The sequence below is a fragment of the Pollutimonas bauzanensis genome, from assembly GCF_040393045.1.
Classification (GTDB): domain Bacteria; phylum Pseudomonadota; class Gammaproteobacteria; order Burkholderiales; family Burkholderiaceae_B; genus Pollutimonas; species Pollutimonas bauzanensis_A.
The window spans coordinates 1-17090 of the sequence record NZ_JBEBUX010000035.1 but is presented as its reverse complement, the minus strand read 5'-3'; the positions used below and the strand labels follow the sequence as shown (position 1 = coordinate 17090).

At 55.4% G+C, this 17090-nt stretch carries 18 protein-coding genes; 10 read left to right on the top strand and 8 right to left on the bottom strand.

Features of this window, described 5'->3' with window-relative positions; genetic code table 11:
* Nucleotides 1-63: 63 nt before the first annotated feature.
* Together ABWO67_RS07560 and ABWO67_RS07555 are read left to right on the top strand one after the other, a co-directional pair.
* Complete coding sequence (locus ABWO67_RS07560; RefSeq protein WP_353149804.1) at nt 64-303, top strand: DUF2249 domain-containing protein; 240 nt, start codon at nt 64-66, stop codon at nt 301-303.
* Complete coding sequence (locus tag ABWO67_RS07555; protein WP_353149801.1) at nt 303-1610, top strand: hypothetical protein; 1308 nt, start codon at nt 303-305, stop codon at nt 1608-1610. Before ABWO67_RS07560 ends, ABWO67_RS07555 begins: the two co-directional genes overlap by 1 nt.
* On the opposite strand, the gene ABWO67_RS07550 is transcribed toward ABWO67_RS07555, so the two are convergent.
* Nucleotides 1607-2290, bottom strand: coding sequence for a Crp/Fnr family transcriptional regulator (locus ABWO67_RS07550; RefSeq protein ID WP_353149798.1), 684 nt, complete (start codon nt 2288-2290; stop codon nt 1607-1609). The genes ABWO67_RS07555 and ABWO67_RS07550 overlap by 4 nt on opposite strands.
* Nucleotides 2291-2361: 71 nt before the next feature.
* On the opposite strand from ABWO67_RS07550, the gene ABWO67_RS07545 reads away from it, so the two are divergent.
* The gene (locus ABWO67_RS07545; protein ID WP_353149796.1) at nt 2362-2745 is read left to right on the top strand and encodes a YbaN family protein; all 384 of its coding nucleotides are present in this window, start codon (nt 2362-2364) and stop codon (nt 2743-2745) included.
* Between the two features lie 12 nt (nt 2746-2757).
* On the opposite strand, the gene hemN is transcribed toward ABWO67_RS07545, so the two are convergent.
* Nucleotides 2758-4179, bottom strand: coding sequence for an oxygen-independent coproporphyrinogen III oxidase (gene hemN / locus ABWO67_RS07540; RefSeq protein ID WP_353149793.1), 1422 nt, complete (start codon nt 4177-4179; stop codon nt 2758-2760).
* Between the two features lie 256 nt (nt 4180-4435).
* Here hemN and ABWO67_RS07535 point away from each other — a divergent pair, with 256 nt between their 5' ends.
* Genes ABWO67_RS07535 through ABWO67_RS07505 form a run of 7 tightly spaced genes read left to right on the top strand, consistent with a single transcriptional unit; the run spans nt 4436 to nt 10906 of the window.
* Nucleotides 4436-7363: a monovalent cation/H+ antiporter subunit A gene (locus ABWO67_RS07535; protein WP_353149790.1), complete on the top strand. Its 2928-nt coding sequence runs from the start codon at nt 4436-4438 to the stop codon at nt 7361-7363.
* Nucleotides 7363-7707: a Na+/H+ antiporter subunit C gene (locus tag ABWO67_RS07530; RefSeq protein WP_353149787.1), complete on the top strand. Its 345-nt coding sequence runs from the start codon at nt 7363-7365 to the stop codon at nt 7705-7707. The genes ABWO67_RS07535 and ABWO67_RS07530 overlap by 1 nt, the downstream gene beginning before the upstream one ends.
* On the top strand, nt 7704-9341 hold the full coding sequence (locus ABWO67_RS07525) for a monovalent cation/H+ antiporter subunit D (RefSeq protein ID WP_353149784.1): 1638 nt from the start codon (nt 7704-7706) through the stop codon (nt 9339-9341). Before ABWO67_RS07530 ends, ABWO67_RS07525 begins: the two co-directional genes overlap by 4 nt.
* Nucleotides 9338-9826 carry a Na+/H+ antiporter subunit E gene (locus tag ABWO67_RS07520; RefSeq protein WP_353149781.1) on the top strand — a complete coding sequence of 163 codons (489 nt, stop codon included), beginning with the start codon at nt 9338-9340 and terminating at the stop codon, nt 9824-9826. Before ABWO67_RS07525 ends, ABWO67_RS07520 begins: the two co-directional genes overlap by 4 nt.
* On the top strand, nt 9823-10104 hold the full coding sequence (locus ABWO67_RS07515) for a K+/H+ antiporter subunit F (protein WP_353149778.1): 282 nt from the start codon (nt 9823-9825) through the stop codon (nt 10102-10104). The genes ABWO67_RS07520 and ABWO67_RS07515 overlap by 4 nt, the downstream gene beginning before the upstream one ends.
* Complete coding sequence (mnhG, locus tag ABWO67_RS07510) at nt 10101-10445, top strand: monovalent cation/H(+) antiporter subunit G (protein WP_353149776.1); 345 nt, start codon at nt 10101-10103, stop codon at nt 10443-10445. The genes ABWO67_RS07515 and mnhG overlap by 4 nt, the downstream gene beginning before the upstream one ends.
* Before the next feature lie 50 nt (nt 10446-10495).
* On the top strand, nt 10496-10906 hold the full coding sequence (locus ABWO67_RS07505) for a hypothetical protein (RefSeq protein WP_353149773.1): 411 nt from the start codon (nt 10496-10498) through the stop codon (nt 10904-10906).
* Between the two features lie 9 nt (nt 10907-10915).
* Here the strand turns inward: ABWO67_RS07505 and ABWO67_RS07500 are convergent, their stop codons facing one another.
* The 6 genes from ABWO67_RS07500 to ABWO67_RS07475 all read right to left on the bottom strand — a co-directional run bounded on the left by ABWO67_RS07500 (nt 10916) and on the right by ABWO67_RS07475 (nt 16854).
* Nucleotides 10916-12820, bottom strand: a complete 1905-nt coding sequence (locus tag ABWO67_RS07500; RefSeq protein WP_353149771.1) for a potassium transporter Kup — start codon at nt 12818-12820, stop codon at nt 10916-10918.
* A 3-nt stretch (nt 12821-12823) separates the two neighbouring features.
* On the bottom strand, nt 12824-13882 hold the full coding sequence (locus ABWO67_RS07495) for a sensor histidine kinase (RefSeq protein WP_353149768.1): 1059 nt from the start codon (nt 13880-13882) through the stop codon (nt 12824-12826).
* A 16-nt stretch (nt 13883-13898) separates the two neighbouring features.
* Nucleotides 13899-14573 (bottom strand): response regulator transcription factor, encoded by a 675-nt coding sequence (locus ABWO67_RS07490; RefSeq protein ID WP_353149765.1) that lies wholly within the window; start codon nt 14571-14573, stop codon nt 13899-13901.
* Between the two features lie 103 nt (nt 14574-14676).
* Complete coding sequence (locus tag ABWO67_RS07485) at nt 14677-15156, bottom strand: ExbD/TolR family protein (RefSeq protein WP_353149762.1); 480 nt, start codon at nt 15154-15156, stop codon at nt 14677-14679.
* Complete coding sequence (locus tag ABWO67_RS07480; RefSeq protein ID WP_353149760.1) at nt 15156-15974, bottom strand: MotA/TolQ/ExbB proton channel family protein; 819 nt, start codon at nt 15972-15974, stop codon at nt 15156-15158. Before ABWO67_RS07480 ends, ABWO67_RS07485 begins: the two co-directional genes overlap by 1 nt.
* 10 nt (nt 15975-15984) lie before the next feature.
* Complete coding sequence (locus ABWO67_RS07475) at nt 15985-16854, bottom strand: energy transducer TonB (RefSeq protein ID WP_353149757.1); 870 nt, start codon at nt 16852-16854, stop codon at nt 15985-15987.
* Between the last annotated feature and the right edge of the window lie 236 nt (nt 16855-17090).

The following is a 17090-nucleotide window of genomic DNA, read 5'->3' as shown; positions in this document are numbered from 1 at the left end:
TCACCTGCCGGCGACAAAGCCGAAGTAGGCTTACGTATGGCGCCAACTCAACCAGATCAAGCAATGACTACTGAAAGACCCAAGCACGACATTACGCTGGATACCTCGGGGCTTGAGGCTCCTGAACCGCTAGAGCGGGTGCTCGAAGCGTTATCCACGCTGGACCCGCGCCACTGTCTGCGCATGCTGATAGACCGCGAGCCGCGGCCGTTGTACGCCATACTCGATCAAAACAATTTCTCGTACGAAATATTTACTACCCCCGACTACCACTACGAGATATTCATCAGGCATAAAAACTGATGCGGCGGGCGCTGTCATTCGATAATTCGCCGGCGCTTTCAGTACCGTTGCGCTTCTTCCTGAACGCGCCTGTTTTCGCCATGTTGGCCGGCGTGCTGCTGCTTTGGGCCGGCCCGCAAGTATTTGAATCCCGCTGGGCGCCCGCTACATTGGCGTTGACCCATCTGCTGACGCTGGGTGTACTGGCCAGCGTCATGATAGGCGCGCTCATGCAAATACTGCCGGTCGCAACCGGTATCGGTATTCTCGCGCCCCGCCTGACCGCGTGCCTCGTACATGCCTGTCTGACTCTAGGCACTCTGGTTTTGGCAGCCGCCTTCCTGCTGGCGCAACCCAGCTTGTTCGGGGCTGCACTTGGCTTGCTGGTGCTCGCCTTCGCCTGGCTGTTGGCTGCCTGGGCAGGCGCCTTTTGGCAGCATAGAAAATCAATGCCCGAAGACACAAAAGAAGTCTTGTTGGCCACGCGGTTAGCCCTGGCCTCGCTGCTTGCCACGGTGATACTTGGCGGGCTGCTCGCAGCCGGGTTCGCCTGGGCATTGCCGCTTCCCATGACTCGGTTAACCAATATCCATGCCGCCTGGGGCTTAATGGGCTGGGTGAGCTTGCTGGTCATAGGCATCGCGTATCAGGTGATTCCCATATTCCAGGCAACCGAGCTTTATCCGCGTCTTGTCACGCGCTGGCTCGCGCCCCTGATATTCACGCTGCTTGTCTTGTGGACGGCAGGCTTGTTGCTGCTGTCGGTTGCGGATCACATTGCCCTTCGGGCAATAACCGCGCTGCTTGGCGCAGCCTACATCGCTTTCGCAGGCACTACCTTTTACCTGCTATGGATACGCAAGCGGCCCAAAGCCGACGCCACAACCTTGTTCTGGCGCACTGCCATGATTAGTATTGCTAGTTGCGTACCAGTATGGCTGGCCCAAGTTGCTACGGGATCCAACTATTCCCTTTTGCTGGGCGTGCTTTTTATTGCCGGCTTCGCTTGGTCAGCCATCAATGGCATGCTGTACAAAATATTGCCGTTTCTGCTTTGGTATCACGCGCAACGCAAGCTGACTATTGCATCGCGCCTTGTTCCCAAAGTAAAAGATATTATTCCCGACGCCATCGCGGTGAAACAATTCTGGGCGCATCTCCCCGCCCTGCTATTGCTGGTTGCAGCAAGCATGCAGCCAACGCTATTCACCCATGCGGCAGGCATCGCCTTTACGATATCGGCAGCATGGCTGGCATGGAATATGGCAAGCGCACTTACCCTGTACCTGAATGCCAGAAACGCTATAACCCATGCGGCCCTGCGCTAACTTTGATAGCTGCTTAGCTTGGCGCAATCCAGCAAGGTAACTTCGCGCCCTTTCACCTGAATAAAGCCATTGGCATTCAAGTCATGCAAAATGCGCGAAAAATGTTCTGGAGTCAGATTCAGCCGCGATGCAATAACCGTCTTGCTGGTTTCCAGCCTGAGAACCTGGCCGTCTTCGCAGACTTCTTCGCCTTTCAGCAAGTAGCCTATGACCCGTTGTGTGCCGGAGCGTAATGAATACGCCTCGACATCGCTAATCAGGCTGTGAAGGCGCCGGCTCAGTCCCGCCAACATTTTCCTGGCCAGGCCCGGCTGACGATCGAGCTCGTGAAACAACACGGTTTTATCCACATGCAACAGCAATGTATCGGCCAGCGCTTGCGCCGATACAATATGCGCCTTATCCATGAACATCAAGGCTTCACCGAAGCTGTCTCCGGGGCCAAGCAACCTGACGACCTTCTCGCCACCCATAGGCGATACGAACATGAGCTTGATCTGACCGTAGACCACCGTATGAAAGCCTACGCACGGGTCGCCACGATGAAACACCATTTCCCCACGCGCCACTTGCACCTCTGTCGTGCCCAAGGCGATGTTATCGAGCTCGTCACTACCCAGCTCGTTGAACAACGCGACCTGGGACAAAAAATCTTGAATACGCACCCTGCTTGTCGTCATGTTGCTAGAATCCCCTAACGATGCGGTGTTGGCACCCTGCCGCGATGCAAACCTGACGCAGAATATCCACAGTGATCAAAATCCTTTTCAATACCATAGGAACCCTGGCGGTAATACTGGCCATTCTTGGTATATTCCTGCCTCTGCTTCCCACTACGCCTTTTTTACTTTTGGCATCGGCCTGCTATATACGCGGCTCAGACCGCCTGCACAGCTGGCTGCTGAATAACAAAGTGTTCGGGCCTTATTTGGCCAATCTGCATAACGGTTGTGGCATTACGATGCGATCAAAGATCACGGCGCTGATCTTTTTATGGGCATCGCTTGCATTTTCAGCTTGGCTCCTTAACGTTGGCTGGCTGCGCCTATTCCTTCTTATCCCGGGCTTGGGCGTAACGATTTATTTGCTTAAAACCAAAACCCTGACGAAGAAGCCACCGACTAACCACAACTAGCCGGACCAGAACTTAAATCAACTTGGAATAGGTAGACACCGTCGGCCGCCCCATATAGCTATCGAAAACCATGCCAATGGCACGCACGAACAAACGGCCTTTTGGCGTAATGGCTATGCCTTGTTCAGAGGTATGCATCAGGCCGGCCTCTTCGTACGGTTGCAGCTTTTCCAGCTCTGGCGCGAAATAAGTAGTGAAATCGATACCGTGCATTTGATTTATTGCTGCAAAATCCAGTGGCATGCTGCACATTAGCGTCATGATCACTTCGCGGCGCAAGACATCATCGCCGCTTAGCTCGAATCCTTTCTCGATAGGAAGCCGGCCCTCGTCCAGGCGTTGGTAATAGGCATTGAGCGTACGTACCGATTGGCTGTAGGAATTGCCTACTTTGCCTATGGCCGATATACCCAGACCCACCAAATCGCACTCGGCCCGTGTCGTATAACCCTGGAAATTGCGGTGCAGGCTACGATTGAGCCGCGCCGTATTCAGTTCGTCGCTGGGCTTGGCGAAGTGATCAAGACCAATGTACACATAGCCCGCGTCAAGCAAGCGGCGCGTGGACATCAGGAAGATCTGCAAACGGTCTTCGGCGGACGGAAGGTCGGCCGAGATAATAAGGCGCTGCGCCTTGAAGCGGCTTGGCAAGTGCGCATAGTTGTATAACGCGATGCGATCTGGCGAAAGGCGGATGACCTGATCAAGCGTACGATCGAAGCTTGCCAGCGTTTGCTTGGGCAAGCCATAAATAAGATCCACGTTTACCGACTGGAAGCCGGCATTGCGACTGGCAACCAGGGCTTTTTCGACCATTTCCAGCGGCTGTATGCGGTTGACCGCAGCTTGAACATCGGGATCAAAGTCCTGTACGCCAAAGCTGGTTCGGTTGAAGCCCAAGCCAGCCAACATCGCCAGCGTGGCCTCGCTTACCGTACGTGGGTCGATTTCAACGCCTAGCTCGGCGTCGGGCGAGAAGTCGAAACGGCTTCGCAAGGAATCCATTAAATGCGTCAATTCCGCCGAACTAAGAAACGTAGGCGTGCCTCCGCCCAGATGCAACTGATCTGTTTTGCGGTCTGGCCCGAGTTGATCTGCGACAAGTGCGATTTCCTTATCCAGATAACGCAAATATTCAGCCGAACGACTATGGTCTTGGGTGATAATTTTGTTACAGGCACAAAAATAACAAAGCGATTCACAGAAAGGCAGGTGTACGTATACCGACAATGGCGGATTGCGATCGGAAGCCGCCCGGGCAGACAGATAGCCCTGATAAGCCGTTTGGTTGAAATCTGTCGTGAAGCGATCCGCTGTAGGGTAGGACGTATAGCGCGGTCCGGAGCTATCGAAGCGGCGTATCAGCGATTCGGAGATTTCAATGTCGGGAAAAGATATGGTGGTTTGACTAGGTTGGGTGGTAGCGGCATTCATTGTTTAGTTCCGATTAGGGCCAATACCCCTGCTCTGGCGCCCCATGCAGGCCAACGCACATGCGATTTGCCTCACAGCAACATATTGTGCCGCTTAACGAAAAACAGGTTTTTGACCTAGATCAAGTAAGAACGCTGATCCGACAATAGAAAAAGAACTCTTTATCTCGCAATAAATGCCAGCCTTTCACGAAGCTTAAAGCAACATATCGTATTATTAGGGCTAGATTCATTCATAACAAGATCCCCAGCCACTGATGTCCTTAGTATTCATTCTTGCTCTGCCCTTTGCCGGTAGCATTATTGCTGCCCTGCTGCCTTCCAACGCGCAAAAACTCGAAGCCTGGCTAGCAGGATTTGTGGCCATCGCCTGTGCCGTGCTGGTGTTTACCCAGTTTCCCGATGTCGCCAACGGTCATGTGGTCAAGACCATCATCCCCTGGATGCCAAGTCTTGGGGTCAACTTCACGTTGCGGATGGACGGCTATTCGTGGCTGTTTTCCATGATCATCACGGTCATGGGCGCCCTGATCGTGTTGTACGCCCGGTATTACCTGTCTCCCCAAGATCCGGTGCCCCGCTTCTTCGCTTTTTTCCAGGCCTTCATGGGCTCCATGCTAGGCGTGGTGCTATCGGGCAACCTGATCCAACTGGTCGTATTTTGGGAATTGACCAGTCTTTCGTCTTTCATGCTGATAGCCTATTGGCATCACCGGCTGGACGCGCGCCGCGGTGCACGCATGTCGCTGACAATTACCGGCGCCGGCGGGCTGTGCTTGCTGGCAGGCATGTTGATGCTGGGGCACGTAGTGGGTAGCTACGACCTGGATGTCGTCCTGGCTTCGGGCGACCTGATACGCTCGCACCCCTGGTACACGACGATGCTGGTGCTGGTTGCCTTGGGTGCACTAACCAAAAGTGCCCAATTTCCCTTCCATATATGGCTGCCTAATGCTATGGCCGCGCCCACGCCGGTATCGGCCTATCTGCATTCCGCCACTATGGTCAAGGCCGGCGTGTTTTTGCTGGCACGTTTTTGGCCAGTTCTGGCGGGCACGCCTGAATGGGCCTGGATCATAGGGGGGGCCGGGCTATGTTCGCTCGTGCTGGGTGCGTACGCCGCCACATTCCAGCTCGACATGAAAGGGGTGCTGGCCTACTCCACCATCAGCCACCTGGGGTTGATTACACTGCTATTGGGCATGAACACTGAATTAGCGTTGGTAGCCGCAGTGTTCCACATGATCAACCATGCAACTTTCAAAGCCTCATTATTCATGGCTGCCGGGATCGTCGATCATGAAACCGGCACGCGCGACCTGACCCGGCTGTCCGGCTTGTATAGAAGCATGCCCATCACCGGCACGCTGGCCATCGTGGCAGCGGCTTCCATGGCTGGCGTACCACTGCTCAACGGCTTTATCTCAAAAGAAATGTTCTTCGCTGAAACGGTGTTCGTCAGCGACAACGGAACGATGCGTTTCGGCTTACCCATTGCCGCCGTCATCGCCAGCATCTTCAGCGTTGCCTATTCGTTGCGTTTCATCACTCAGGCCTTTTTTGGACCTCCGCCCCGCGACCTCCCCCGCACGCCGCATGAACCACCACTACGCATGCTGATTCCCAGCATCATTCTGGTTTTTATCTGCCTGATAGTGGGTATTTTCCCCAGCGTCACGCTAGGCCCCTTCCTGCATGACGCGACAGTCGCCATTTTGGGCGCAAATACACCGACCTATGACCTACGCATATGGCATGGTTTCAATCTACCGCTGATGATGAGCTTTGTGGCGTTGATAGGCGGCATTTGCACGCTATGGCTATTGCGCCACAGGCACCGCACGCGTCCTGGCAAAGCACCACTCATCTACCGTTTCGACGGCAGACGCACCTTCGAATCGCTATTGGAAGGCCTGGACACACTGGCTTCCGTTCTTCTGGACTGGACTCGCTCACCCCGCCTGCAGCCGCAACTGCTACTGATCGTCCTTGCGACCTTCTTCGTCGCCATGTTGCCATTACTACGCGGCCCATGGATGCAACCTCAGCTGTCGACACCGATCGATCCGTTTTTCGCGCTGATGTGGTTGGCGGGCGGCGCCTGCGCCATTGCAGCCGCCCGCCAGGCCAAGTATCACCGCGCCGCCTCATTGCTGCTGACCGGCGGCGCTGGTCTTGTCACGGCACTGACCTTTGCCTGGTTGTCAGCCCCCGATCTGGCACTGACCCAGTTGGCCGTCGAAGTCGTTACCATGGTGCTGATCTTGCTGGGACTGCGCTGGCTGCCGCCACGCGTTGAAGACGACGAAGAGCATCCCAAGCAAAATGTCGTGCGCGCGTTCGTGCGTCGTTTTCGGGACCTGATTATTGCTGTGGTCAGCGGCGCCGGGCTATCTGCTATTGCCTATGCCGTCTTGACACGCCCACACCCCCAAGGCATTTCGTCGTTCTTTGTGCAGCAGTCCGTGCCGCTCGGTGGCGGCGCCAACGTTGTCAACGTGATACTTGTCGATTTTCGCGGCTTCGATACCTTTGGCGAAATCACAGTGCTGGGCATTGTGGCCTTGACAGTTTATGCGCTCTTGCGCCGCTTCCGTCCACCACTCGAAAGCCTGGCTCTGCCTACGGCTCGCCAGCAACTGCCCGCGAACGACAAGCTTTTGGGACGCTATGCCGAGCCTGATCCCAAGACGCTGATTCCTGACGGCATCATGAAAATACCGGCGGTTCTGGTGCGCTTGCTGATGCCGATGGCCGCCCTGATTTCCCTGTACTTCCTGATCCGCGGTCACAATTTGCCAGGCGGCGGCTTCGTTGGCGGGCTGATCATGGCCACCGCCATTATCCTGCAATACATCGTGGGCGGGGTCATCTGGGTCGAAACCCGTCAACGCATCCATCCTCAGAACTGGATAGGTTTGGGCCTGCTGGCGGCCGGCGTAGCCGCCATGTCGGTATGGTGGGCTTCCAAGCCGTTTCTTGCCGCCATCAGTTGGGATATCGCACTGCCGTTGATCGGCCATGTGCATCTTTCCACCGTACTGTTATTTGATATAGGGGTATATATGCTGGTTGTCGGCGCTACCGTCTTGATGCTGGTTGCACTGGCCCACCAATCGCTACGGCTTTATCGCAAGCCAGCGCCTACCCTGGCCGCCGCACCCGCTGAAGAAGGAAACAGCTAATGGAAATCATTCTTTCTATCGCCATCGGCGTACTCGCCGGATCCGGCATCTGGCTGCTGCTGCGTCCTCGAACCTTCCAGGTCATCATGGGACTCTCGCTGGTTTCCTATGCGGTAAACCTATTCATATTTGGCATGGGGCGCATCACGCTGGGCGCCCCGCCTGTCATCACTGCTGAATGGGGGGCTGACGCCAGTCACTATGCCGACCCCTTGCCTCAGGCTCTGGTGCTTACCGCTATTGTCATCGGCTTTGCCACGACAGCTCTCTTTCTCGTGGTCATGCTGGCCTCGCGTGGGCTATCGGATACTGACCACGTTGATGGTCGGGAGACTCGACTGTGAACGGGTGGCTCGAACATTTGCCTATTCTTCCGGTAGCCATACCGTTAATGGTTGGCGCGCTCATGCTTATGCTGCGCGACTCGCAAAGACGTGCGCGCCTGGTGCTCAGCTTTGCCTCTCTGGCGGCTCAAATGTACGTCGCCATTACCTTGCTATGCCTGACAGCGGGTTATATTCCCAGCGAATGGCCCGACGGGGTGGGCGTTTACCTGCTGGGTGACTGGCCTGCGCCTTTCGGTATCGTCGCCGTGGTCGACCGCCTGTCGACCATCATGCTGGTATTGACGTCGGTGCTGGGTACTGCCACCTGGTTCTACGCTACGGCACGATGGGACCGTTCAGGCGTGCATTTTCATCCGCTTTTCCAGTTCCTGCTGATGGGCCTGAACGGCGCCTTTCTTACTGGCGACCTATTCAATCTGTTTGTCTTTTTTGAGGTATTGCTGGCTGCCTCTTATGGGTTGATGCTGCACGGCTCAGGCAAGGCTCGTGTAGCAGCCGGCCTGCATTACATTGTGGTCAACCTGGTTGCCTCCTTCCTCCTGTTGATCGCCATGGCACTAATCTATGGCGTTACCGGCACCCTGAACATGGCCGACCTGGCCGCGCGAGCCGGCGAACTGGCAGGCCCCGACCGACGGCTATTTGAAACGGGTGCAGCCATCCTGGGCATAGCCTTCTTAATCAAAGCAGCCGCCTGGCCGCTGAATTTCTGGCTACCTGCTGCCTACGCCAATGCTTGCTCACCAGTGGCAGGCATCTTTGCCATCATGACTAAAGTAGGGATCTACGCTCTGCTGCGCATAGGGTCATTGCTGCTACCCACCGGTGCTCCCGCCGCTTTCGGTGGGGAGTGGATGTTCCCAGTGGGCATGGCCACCCTGATTTTCGGCGCCATCGGCCTGCTGGCGGCACCGCAAGCCGAGCGACAGGCAGGCTACTGCATCATCATGTCATCTGGCACCTTGCTAGCCGCGCTAGGCATGCCTGGGGTAACCTTGACCGGGCCGGCACTGTTCTACCTGATCAGTTCTGTGCTGGCCTTGGGTGCTTTCTTCATGCTATTGGAAATGGTTGAACGCACTCAAACCTTCGGCGCTGATGTCCTGGCCGTAAGTCTTGAAGCTTTCGATCTGGAAGACCCCGAAGCGGCCGATACCTCAGACGATGTGGTGGGGGTAGCAATACCAGCCGCAATGGCTTTCCTGGGCATGGCTTTCATTGCCTGCGCCTTACTAGTCACCGGCCTGCCCCCTCTATCCGGGTTTGTCGCAAAGTTCTCGTTGCTGTCAGCGGCCTTACAAACATCAGCAACCGACAGCCCTTCGGTCGCCGCCTGGATGCTGGTAGCCGGCGTACTGGTTTCCGGCCTGGCAGGCATTATCGCACTGGGCCGTACAGGCATCCGGCTTTTCTGGAGTTCAGACGATTCTGTAACGCCCCGCTTGCGTCTCGTCGAGGCAGGGCCTGTGGGTGCCCTGATACTCGCCTGCGTCGCATTGACGTTCTGGGCCGGACCAGTCATGAGCCTGGTCGAAGAAACCGCGAAATATCTGGACCGTCCCGCTACCTACATTAATGCGGTACTGACACAAAGCCCGATCCGGGGCGTCGCGCCGGGAGTACACCCATGAAACGCTATCTTCACAGGTTGATACTGCCCTTGTTGTTGCTTGCGTTATGGCTATTTCTTAACGATACAGCGTCGCCCGCACAAATCGCGCTGGGCGCAGTGCTGGCGCTGTTTCTTGGCTGGGCTGCCATGGCTTTGCGCCCGTTGCAAGCCTATCCTAAAAAGCCGCTGGTGGCGTTAGCATTGATCGGGCATGTCGCTGTCGATATTTTCAAATCCAATATTGCAGTGGCGCGTATTATCTGGCTGGGCCGCAAAGCCAACGCCACGCCGGGGTTCGTAAAGATTCCCTTACGCATCCGCGACCCACACGGTCTTGCTGCATTGGCATGCATAGTGACCTATACGCCTGGCACCGTATGGTCCGATTACTCTGAAAACGACGACCTGCTGGTCTTGCACGTGCTTGATCTTAAAGACGAACAGCTATGGCTGCATACCATCCAGCATCGTTATGAACGCCCCTTGATGGAGATCTTCGAATGAACAATATTGTTTATTGGGCCGGCACATTTGCACTGGGGTGCTTTGTGTTTGCGCTGGCCTGCGCCGTCATCCGCATGTTGCGCGGCCCTACCGCCCCTGACCGCATCCTGGCGCTGGACACCATGTATATCAACGGCATGCTGATACTGCTGGTGCTGGGCTTGCAATTCAATTCCAGCCTGTACTTCGACATTGCTTTATTGATTAGCCTGTTCGGGTTTGTGGGTTCAGTAGCAATGGCAAAATTCCTGTTGCGCGGGGAGGTCATAGAACCATGATGGATACGCTTCCACTTTGGGCTGCCATTCCCGCTGTCATACTACTGATCATCAGCGGCATACTGACACTGACCGGCTCTTTCGGCCTGCTGCGTCTGGAAACCTTCTATTCCCGCATGCATGCGCCTACGCTGGGCAACACCATGGGTGTATTCTGCGTGCTGCTGGCTTCAATACTGGTGTCGTCCGCACTAGAGCACCGTGTCGTAGTGCACCAGATACTGATAACCTTATTCCTGGTTATCTCCTCTCCGGTGACGGCTATTTTGTTAATGCGCGCCGCCATACGCCGCAAGCTGCGCAACGAGCAAAAAGCAAAAGAAAGCGGTGAAGGCGCCTAAGCAGGCATACTACTTGCTGAAGTTCATTTGTGTCATTTCAAGGAGTCAGTATGATGTCCATTCGACCACCGCTATTTTCCGTCACTGCCTGGAGTACAGGCACTCTGGCCGCGATCCTGCTCTCTTCCGTAGCCCTAGCCGCTACGCCAGCCAAAACCAATAGCGAGATCGAGGCACGCTACCAGTCCGACGTAGCTCTGTGCAATTCTGGCCAGTCCAACCAAGACAAAGCTGACTGTATGCGGGAAGCCGGCGCCGCCCGCGACGAAGCCCGCCGCAACCGTCTGAACAACAGTAATCAGGCGTACGATAAAAATGAAGTTGCCAGGTGCCAGGCCTTACCCACCGCCGAGCGCGACGAATGCATGCTGCAAATGTCAGGAAGCAACACGACTACCCAGGGTAGCGTAGGTGCGGGCGGCGTCTTGCGCGAAACCACGATTACCACGCCAGGTAAGTAAACCGGTGCTTTACAGCTCCATTTGCATTCCCATTTCCACAACCCGATTCGGCGGGATCTTGTAGAAACGAGTACTGCGGCTGGCATTGCGCGCCATAAAGGCAAATAGCCTGCGGCGCCATGCCAGTTGCCAAGATACTTTGCGCACCACGATAATAGTTTGCCGCGACAAGAAATACGATGTTTGCATAGGCTCCAGATTCAATTCCGGATGCTCATGCATAATTTGTTCCAGCAGCTGCGGCACATTGGGCTCCTGCTTGAAGCCCCAGCGGGCGACTGCCTGCCAGGTTGTGCGGCTTAGACGTTCTAATTCATAGCGCTCGCTAAACGATACATAGGGCACATCGGCGCTCTCGACTGTTAAAAACAGCGCCTGTTCGTGCAATACCTTATTATGCTTAAGGTTATGCAACAGCGCCGGCGGAACAGTATTGACTATCATGCTCATGAACACCGCCGTGCCCGGCACTCTGGTCGGCGGGTATTCTTCCAGCGACGCAATAAAGGATTTAAGCGGTTGATGGTCGCCCGCCAAGGCATCATGCATTTTTTCACGCCCCTGCTTCCAGGTGATCATCAAGGTCAGCAGACATATGCCGACCAATAACGGCACCCAGCCACCATCATGCAACTTCAGCGTATTGGAGGAAAACAGCAGGACATCCATCACCAGAAAAACGCTGACAAGGCACAACCACAGCATACGTTTGACGCCATGCGTATTGCGCGGCAAGACCGCAAAGGCCAACAACGATGTCATCAGCATGGTGCCCGTCACGGCAAACCCATAGGCATGCGCCAAGCCTTCAGAAGACCTGAACGCCAGCACCAACACCACGACAGCAATAAACAACAGCATATTGACGCGCGGCAGATATATTTGCCCTTCTTCACGCGCCGACGTATGCAAAATGACCATCCGCGGCCAAAATCCCAATTGAACCGCCTGGCGCGTTACTGAAAAAGCGCCGGAAATGACCGACTGGGACGCAATAACCGTGGCAATCGTGGCCAGCACCACCAGCGGCACCAGCCCCCAGTCTGGCGCCATATGGAAGAATGGATTCTTTATCGCTGAAGGATCCCCCAGAATCAACGCTCCTTGGCCAAAATAGCACAGCACCAGGGCCGGCAGGACCAGGCCAAACCAAGCCCGCCGGATCGCAGAACGACCAAAGTGACCCATGTCGGCGTACAGCGTTTCGGCCCCGGTAAGGGCCAATACGATGGCCCCCAGTAGCAGGAAGGTTTTCCAGGGCGCTTCAGCGATGAATGCGAAAGCCCATACTGGATTCAGCGCCCGCAAAATACCAGGCTCCAGGAAAATACGCCACGCACCCAGTGCGCCTAGCGTCAGGAACCACACCAACATGACAGGGCCAAACAATTTTCCCATGGCGCCTGTGCCGCGCGACTGAATCATGAACAAACACGCCAGCACCAGCACAGACAACGGCACTACCCATTGATCCAGCCTGTGCGAAATAACCGAGATCCCTTCGATGGCGGACAGCACGGAAATAGCAGGAGTAATCATGCTGTCGCCATAAAACAAACACGCGCCAATCAGGCCAAGGACAATCAAGCGCCACCGTCTACCAGGGCCCGATACCCCTCGAAGCGCAAGCTCCATCAGGGCAAGCGTACCGCCTTCACCGCGATTGTCGGCGCGCAAAATAATGGTGACGTACTTAAGCGACACCACTATCATCAACATCCAGAACAATAACGACAACAACCCCAGAATCTCGGCTTCGCCGGGGTTGGCGATTTGAGCCAGCGCTGCCTTGATGGTATACAGGGGGCTGGTGCCGATATCACCATACACTACACCCAGCGCCCCAACCAGAATCGCGGCTTGGGGTGAAGATGCCGGCTTCCCTTGTTCTGGCGACAACGGTCTTGATTGCATTTGTTATTCTTGCCTTCTTAGCTTCGCACCAATACGAGGTCCGGGAAATACGATAGTAATGCGCGTACCGGGAAATACCGGTCGGCTGTTAAGATTCCACCAGGCACCGTGAGCTCGCGCAATTTCGCGCACAATAGCCAAGCCCAAACCAGAGCCGCCTGCCCCAGCATGCGACGATCGGTAAAAGGCTTCGAACACACGCTCGGAGTCTTCGTTGTCAATGCCTGGCCCATCATCCTCTACAGTTAACGACGGAGGGTTCGCAGCCACACGCAATGTAATAGCACTTGCCTCTACGCCATAGCGCAAGGCATTATCAATAAGATTATTTAATAGCTCTTCCAGCAATATAGGATCCACATCGACCCACACAGGATCCTCTGGGGCAATCAGCTGGATATCGATATGTCGGGCTCTTGCCGCGGGTATCCATTCAGCACCGCTGCTTCGTACCCATTCGCACAGGTCACGCCTCACAAAACTGTCTTGCGGCCGCGTCGACGAATCCGCGCGGGCCAACACCAATAGCTGTTGACCTAGCCGTATCATGCGGTCGGTCACTGTTTTAATTCGCTCCGCCCTTTCACGCACATCGTCGGGTAGATTACGCGTAAGCATCAGCTCCGATTCCATCTTCAGCCCGGCCAGAGGGGTGCGCAATTGATGCGCCGCATGCCCAATAAAACGCTTCTGTGCTTGCATGGAATCGTCCAGGCGGCTTAGCAAATCGTTAAAGTGGGTAACCAAAGGAGCCACCTCTGTGGGCAATCCCGCGACATCAAGCGTTTGCAAATCATCGATGGAACGCTGACTGATTTCCTGAGACAGTCGATTGATAGACGCCAGGCCAGAGCGCACCCCCGAAATCAATACCCATGCAAATACAGAAATCAAAACCGCCTGGCTAAGGACCATAGTCCAGAAAAGATCGCGCAACAGCCACGCTTCCAGGCTGATCTTCTGGGTCATCACCCAGGTGACACTAAGATCAAGTACTACCAGCACGACGACTGCCGGCAGCAAACGCAAAACCAGGTGACGGGCGAGTGAGCCTCGCGGCATCAGCCTGCCTCGGAATTTACGTGGCACTTTCTACGTCAAGAAGATAGCCGAAACCTCGCACCGTCTGTATGCCGGCGCCAGTCCCTTCCAGCCGTTTTCGTAGGCGGTACACGTATACCTCTACCGCATTTTCGCTGAAATCGGCGTCCCAAGCCGAAAGAGAATTGACGATCTGCCGTTTGGTGACCACCCTTCCCATTCGCCCCATCAGCATTTCCAGCACGGAGAGCTCACGCACTGATAAAGACAGGCGTTCGCCATTGACACGCACTTCACGCCCGACCGTATCGAACAGCAAAGGCCCCGCTTCAATAAAGGGCTGAGCCTGACCGGCTCGCCGTCTGCCGAAAGCGCGCACGCGTGCAGCCAGCTCGGGCAATTCAAATGGTTTGGTAACGTAGTCATCGGCGCCGGCATCCAGGCCGGCCACCCTGTCTTCCACCCCGTCGCGGGCGGTAAGTATCAGCACGGGAACCTGCTGATTGGCTGCCCTTAGCTTGCGCAGCAATTCGAGCCCGCTTTGTCCCGGCAGATTAAGATCCAGCAACAACAAATCGTAGCTTTGTCCCGCGACAGCGCTTATGACCTGGTCGCCATCGGCAAGCCAATCGACTGCGTATCCCTGTTCGACCAGGAACTCTTGCAGTGCGTGGCCGAGGGTGGCGTCGTCTTCAATAACTAGAACTCTCATATCGTAATTCTATATCGAAGCGCGCCCAATTTAATGCTTTACCATCATTTTCTCGACCAGCGGTTACAAAGCTGACAACCGGCTGTTTAAGCCGATTGCCAACTTAGTTGCCTACTGGTTGAGGCGTTTTTTCCACCGGAGCTTGCCCTTGCTCTCCAGCAGCTTCCTTGGTGCCGGGCCGGGTGATAAAGCCCAGACGCTTCAGACCTGCTGCCCTGGCACTGCTCATGACTTGCGCAAGCACTTCATAGCGCGTATTTAAGTCAGCCCGGATACGCAGCTCTGGTTGAGGATCTTGGGCAGCTTCGACGGTAAATTTTTGCGTAAGCTGATCTGCACTGACAGGTTGTTCGTTCCAAAAAAGCTGGCCCTCTCCATCCACTGCAAGGTCAATGGTGACGGGTTCCTGCTCTACAGGCTGAGACGACGCCTGGGGAACGTTGATCTTGATCGAATGGCTAAGTAAAGGCGCAGTAATAATGAATATCACCAGCAATACCAGCATCACGTCGATAAGCGGCACCATATTGATCTCGGAGACCGTATGGCTTGCGCCTTTGTTGTCAAAGCTGCCGAAAGCCATTATTCACCCTTGGTTGCAGCAAGCACCACACGGCGTGCTTTGTTGGAAGATTCCGACACCTGCTGGCCCGTGGAAAGGAAGGTAAAGAGGTCATGGGCAAAGACATCCAGGCGCGCCAGGTAAACACGATTACTGCGAACAAAACCGTTGTAAGCCAAAACCGCAGGAATCGCCACAGCCAGGCCCAGACCAGTCATGATGAGCGCTTCGCCCACAGGGCCGGCAATGCGGTTGACCGTTACGCCGTCCGCCAGACCAATGCCTACCAAAGCATGATAAACCCCCCACACTGTGCCGAACAGCCCAACAAACGGCGCGGTCGAACCAATCGAAGCCAATATCGTCAGACCGTTTTCAAGGCGGGCCGTTTCTTCGTCGATGACCTTGCGTATCGTGCGCGTGACAAAGTCACCCGTCGAGCCCTTTTCCTCGAGCTTCATCGCGCCGTACTTGGCATGGTGATTGCGTGCGTGGATGGCATGAATAGCCAGATGAGCAAAAGGTTCGTTGGCGCCATGGGTGGCTATTTCGTTCTCGACCTGCTCAAGCGAACTGGCCGCCCAGAACTCGGTCAGGAACTTCTTTGACCGCATGCCTATCCGGACATTCGAAAATGACTTGACGAATATCAGATACCAACTGGTGACGGACATGACGATCAGAAAGCCAAAAAGTGTCTTGCCGACGATATCGCTTTGTGAAATAAAGTGCAGCATGCCCCCCTGCGTGACGTCGGACGCGGTGGTTCCCGCCGCAACCGGAGCCGCTACATCGAGCTGGGCAAGCACTTGCACTGCGCTATTCAGAAAATCCAACATTCATTGCGTCCTATAAAACAAAATCAAAAGGAATATCGGCCATTGCCTGATAGGCAACGCCATTTTCCGTATAAGGCTTGAAACGAGCGGTACGTGCCGCTTTCAATGCAGCTTCATCCAGGCGGGTATGGCCTGAGCTAGACCTCACCGACACATTCAATACCGAGCCCTGAGGCGAAATCAATACCCGCACCACCACCCTGCCTTGTTCCCCGCGACGCTCTGAAATGCGCGGGTATTGGGGACGGGGCTGCCTGCCCATGTAATCGACCTTCCCTATCAGACGGGGCCGGTTCGGATCCACCGGGGCTGAAGTAGCCTTAGGTATGGCCGGCGCATCGGCTTTGCCAACAGGCGCTGCCGCTGTCACGACCGGCGCCTCTGGCTTGACTGGCGCCTTTACGACAGGCTTCACAATCGGCTTGGGTTTAGGTTTAGGCTTGGGTTTCGGTTTGGGCGGAGGCGGCGGCTCTGGCTTTATCGCCTCTGGTTCGGGCTCCGGTTCTGGCTCGACGACAGGCTCGGGCTCTGGTTCAGGCTCGACCACCGGCTCCGGTTCGGGCTCAACCACGGGTTCTGGTTCGGGTTCGGGTTCAGGCTCAACAACCGGTTCCGGAATGACTTCGGGTTCAGGCGGTACCTCGGCGACTTCTTGAACTGGTTCTATATCCGTTTCAATGTTGGCAGCCGCATCCACCGGATCATCGGCAATCTCGACAAAGCGCACTTCTACTGCCTCTGGCAACTCGATTTCGGGTTTCACCGGAGAAGAAAACGCTATTGCACCAAGGACCGCCAGATGCAACCCCAAAGCTACACTAATCCCAGCCACTTTGATAAGCACGGGGCGGGACTTCAGTTCAGCACTGGAACGCGGCATGGATCTGCATTTGAAAAAGGTTAAACGGCATGCGCGGCAGACAACAAACAACACCGCGGCTAAAACAAGGAAAAAATATTAACAGAAATGCGAACCATTCGCAATTTGATTCGAGACATCAACCCAACTAACAGACGAAAAAAAGCCACTTAAGTTGACCTTAAGTGGCTAATTTCTTTTGCATAGTTGTGGTGGGTGCTACAGGGTTCGAACCTGTGACCTACGCCTTGTAAGGG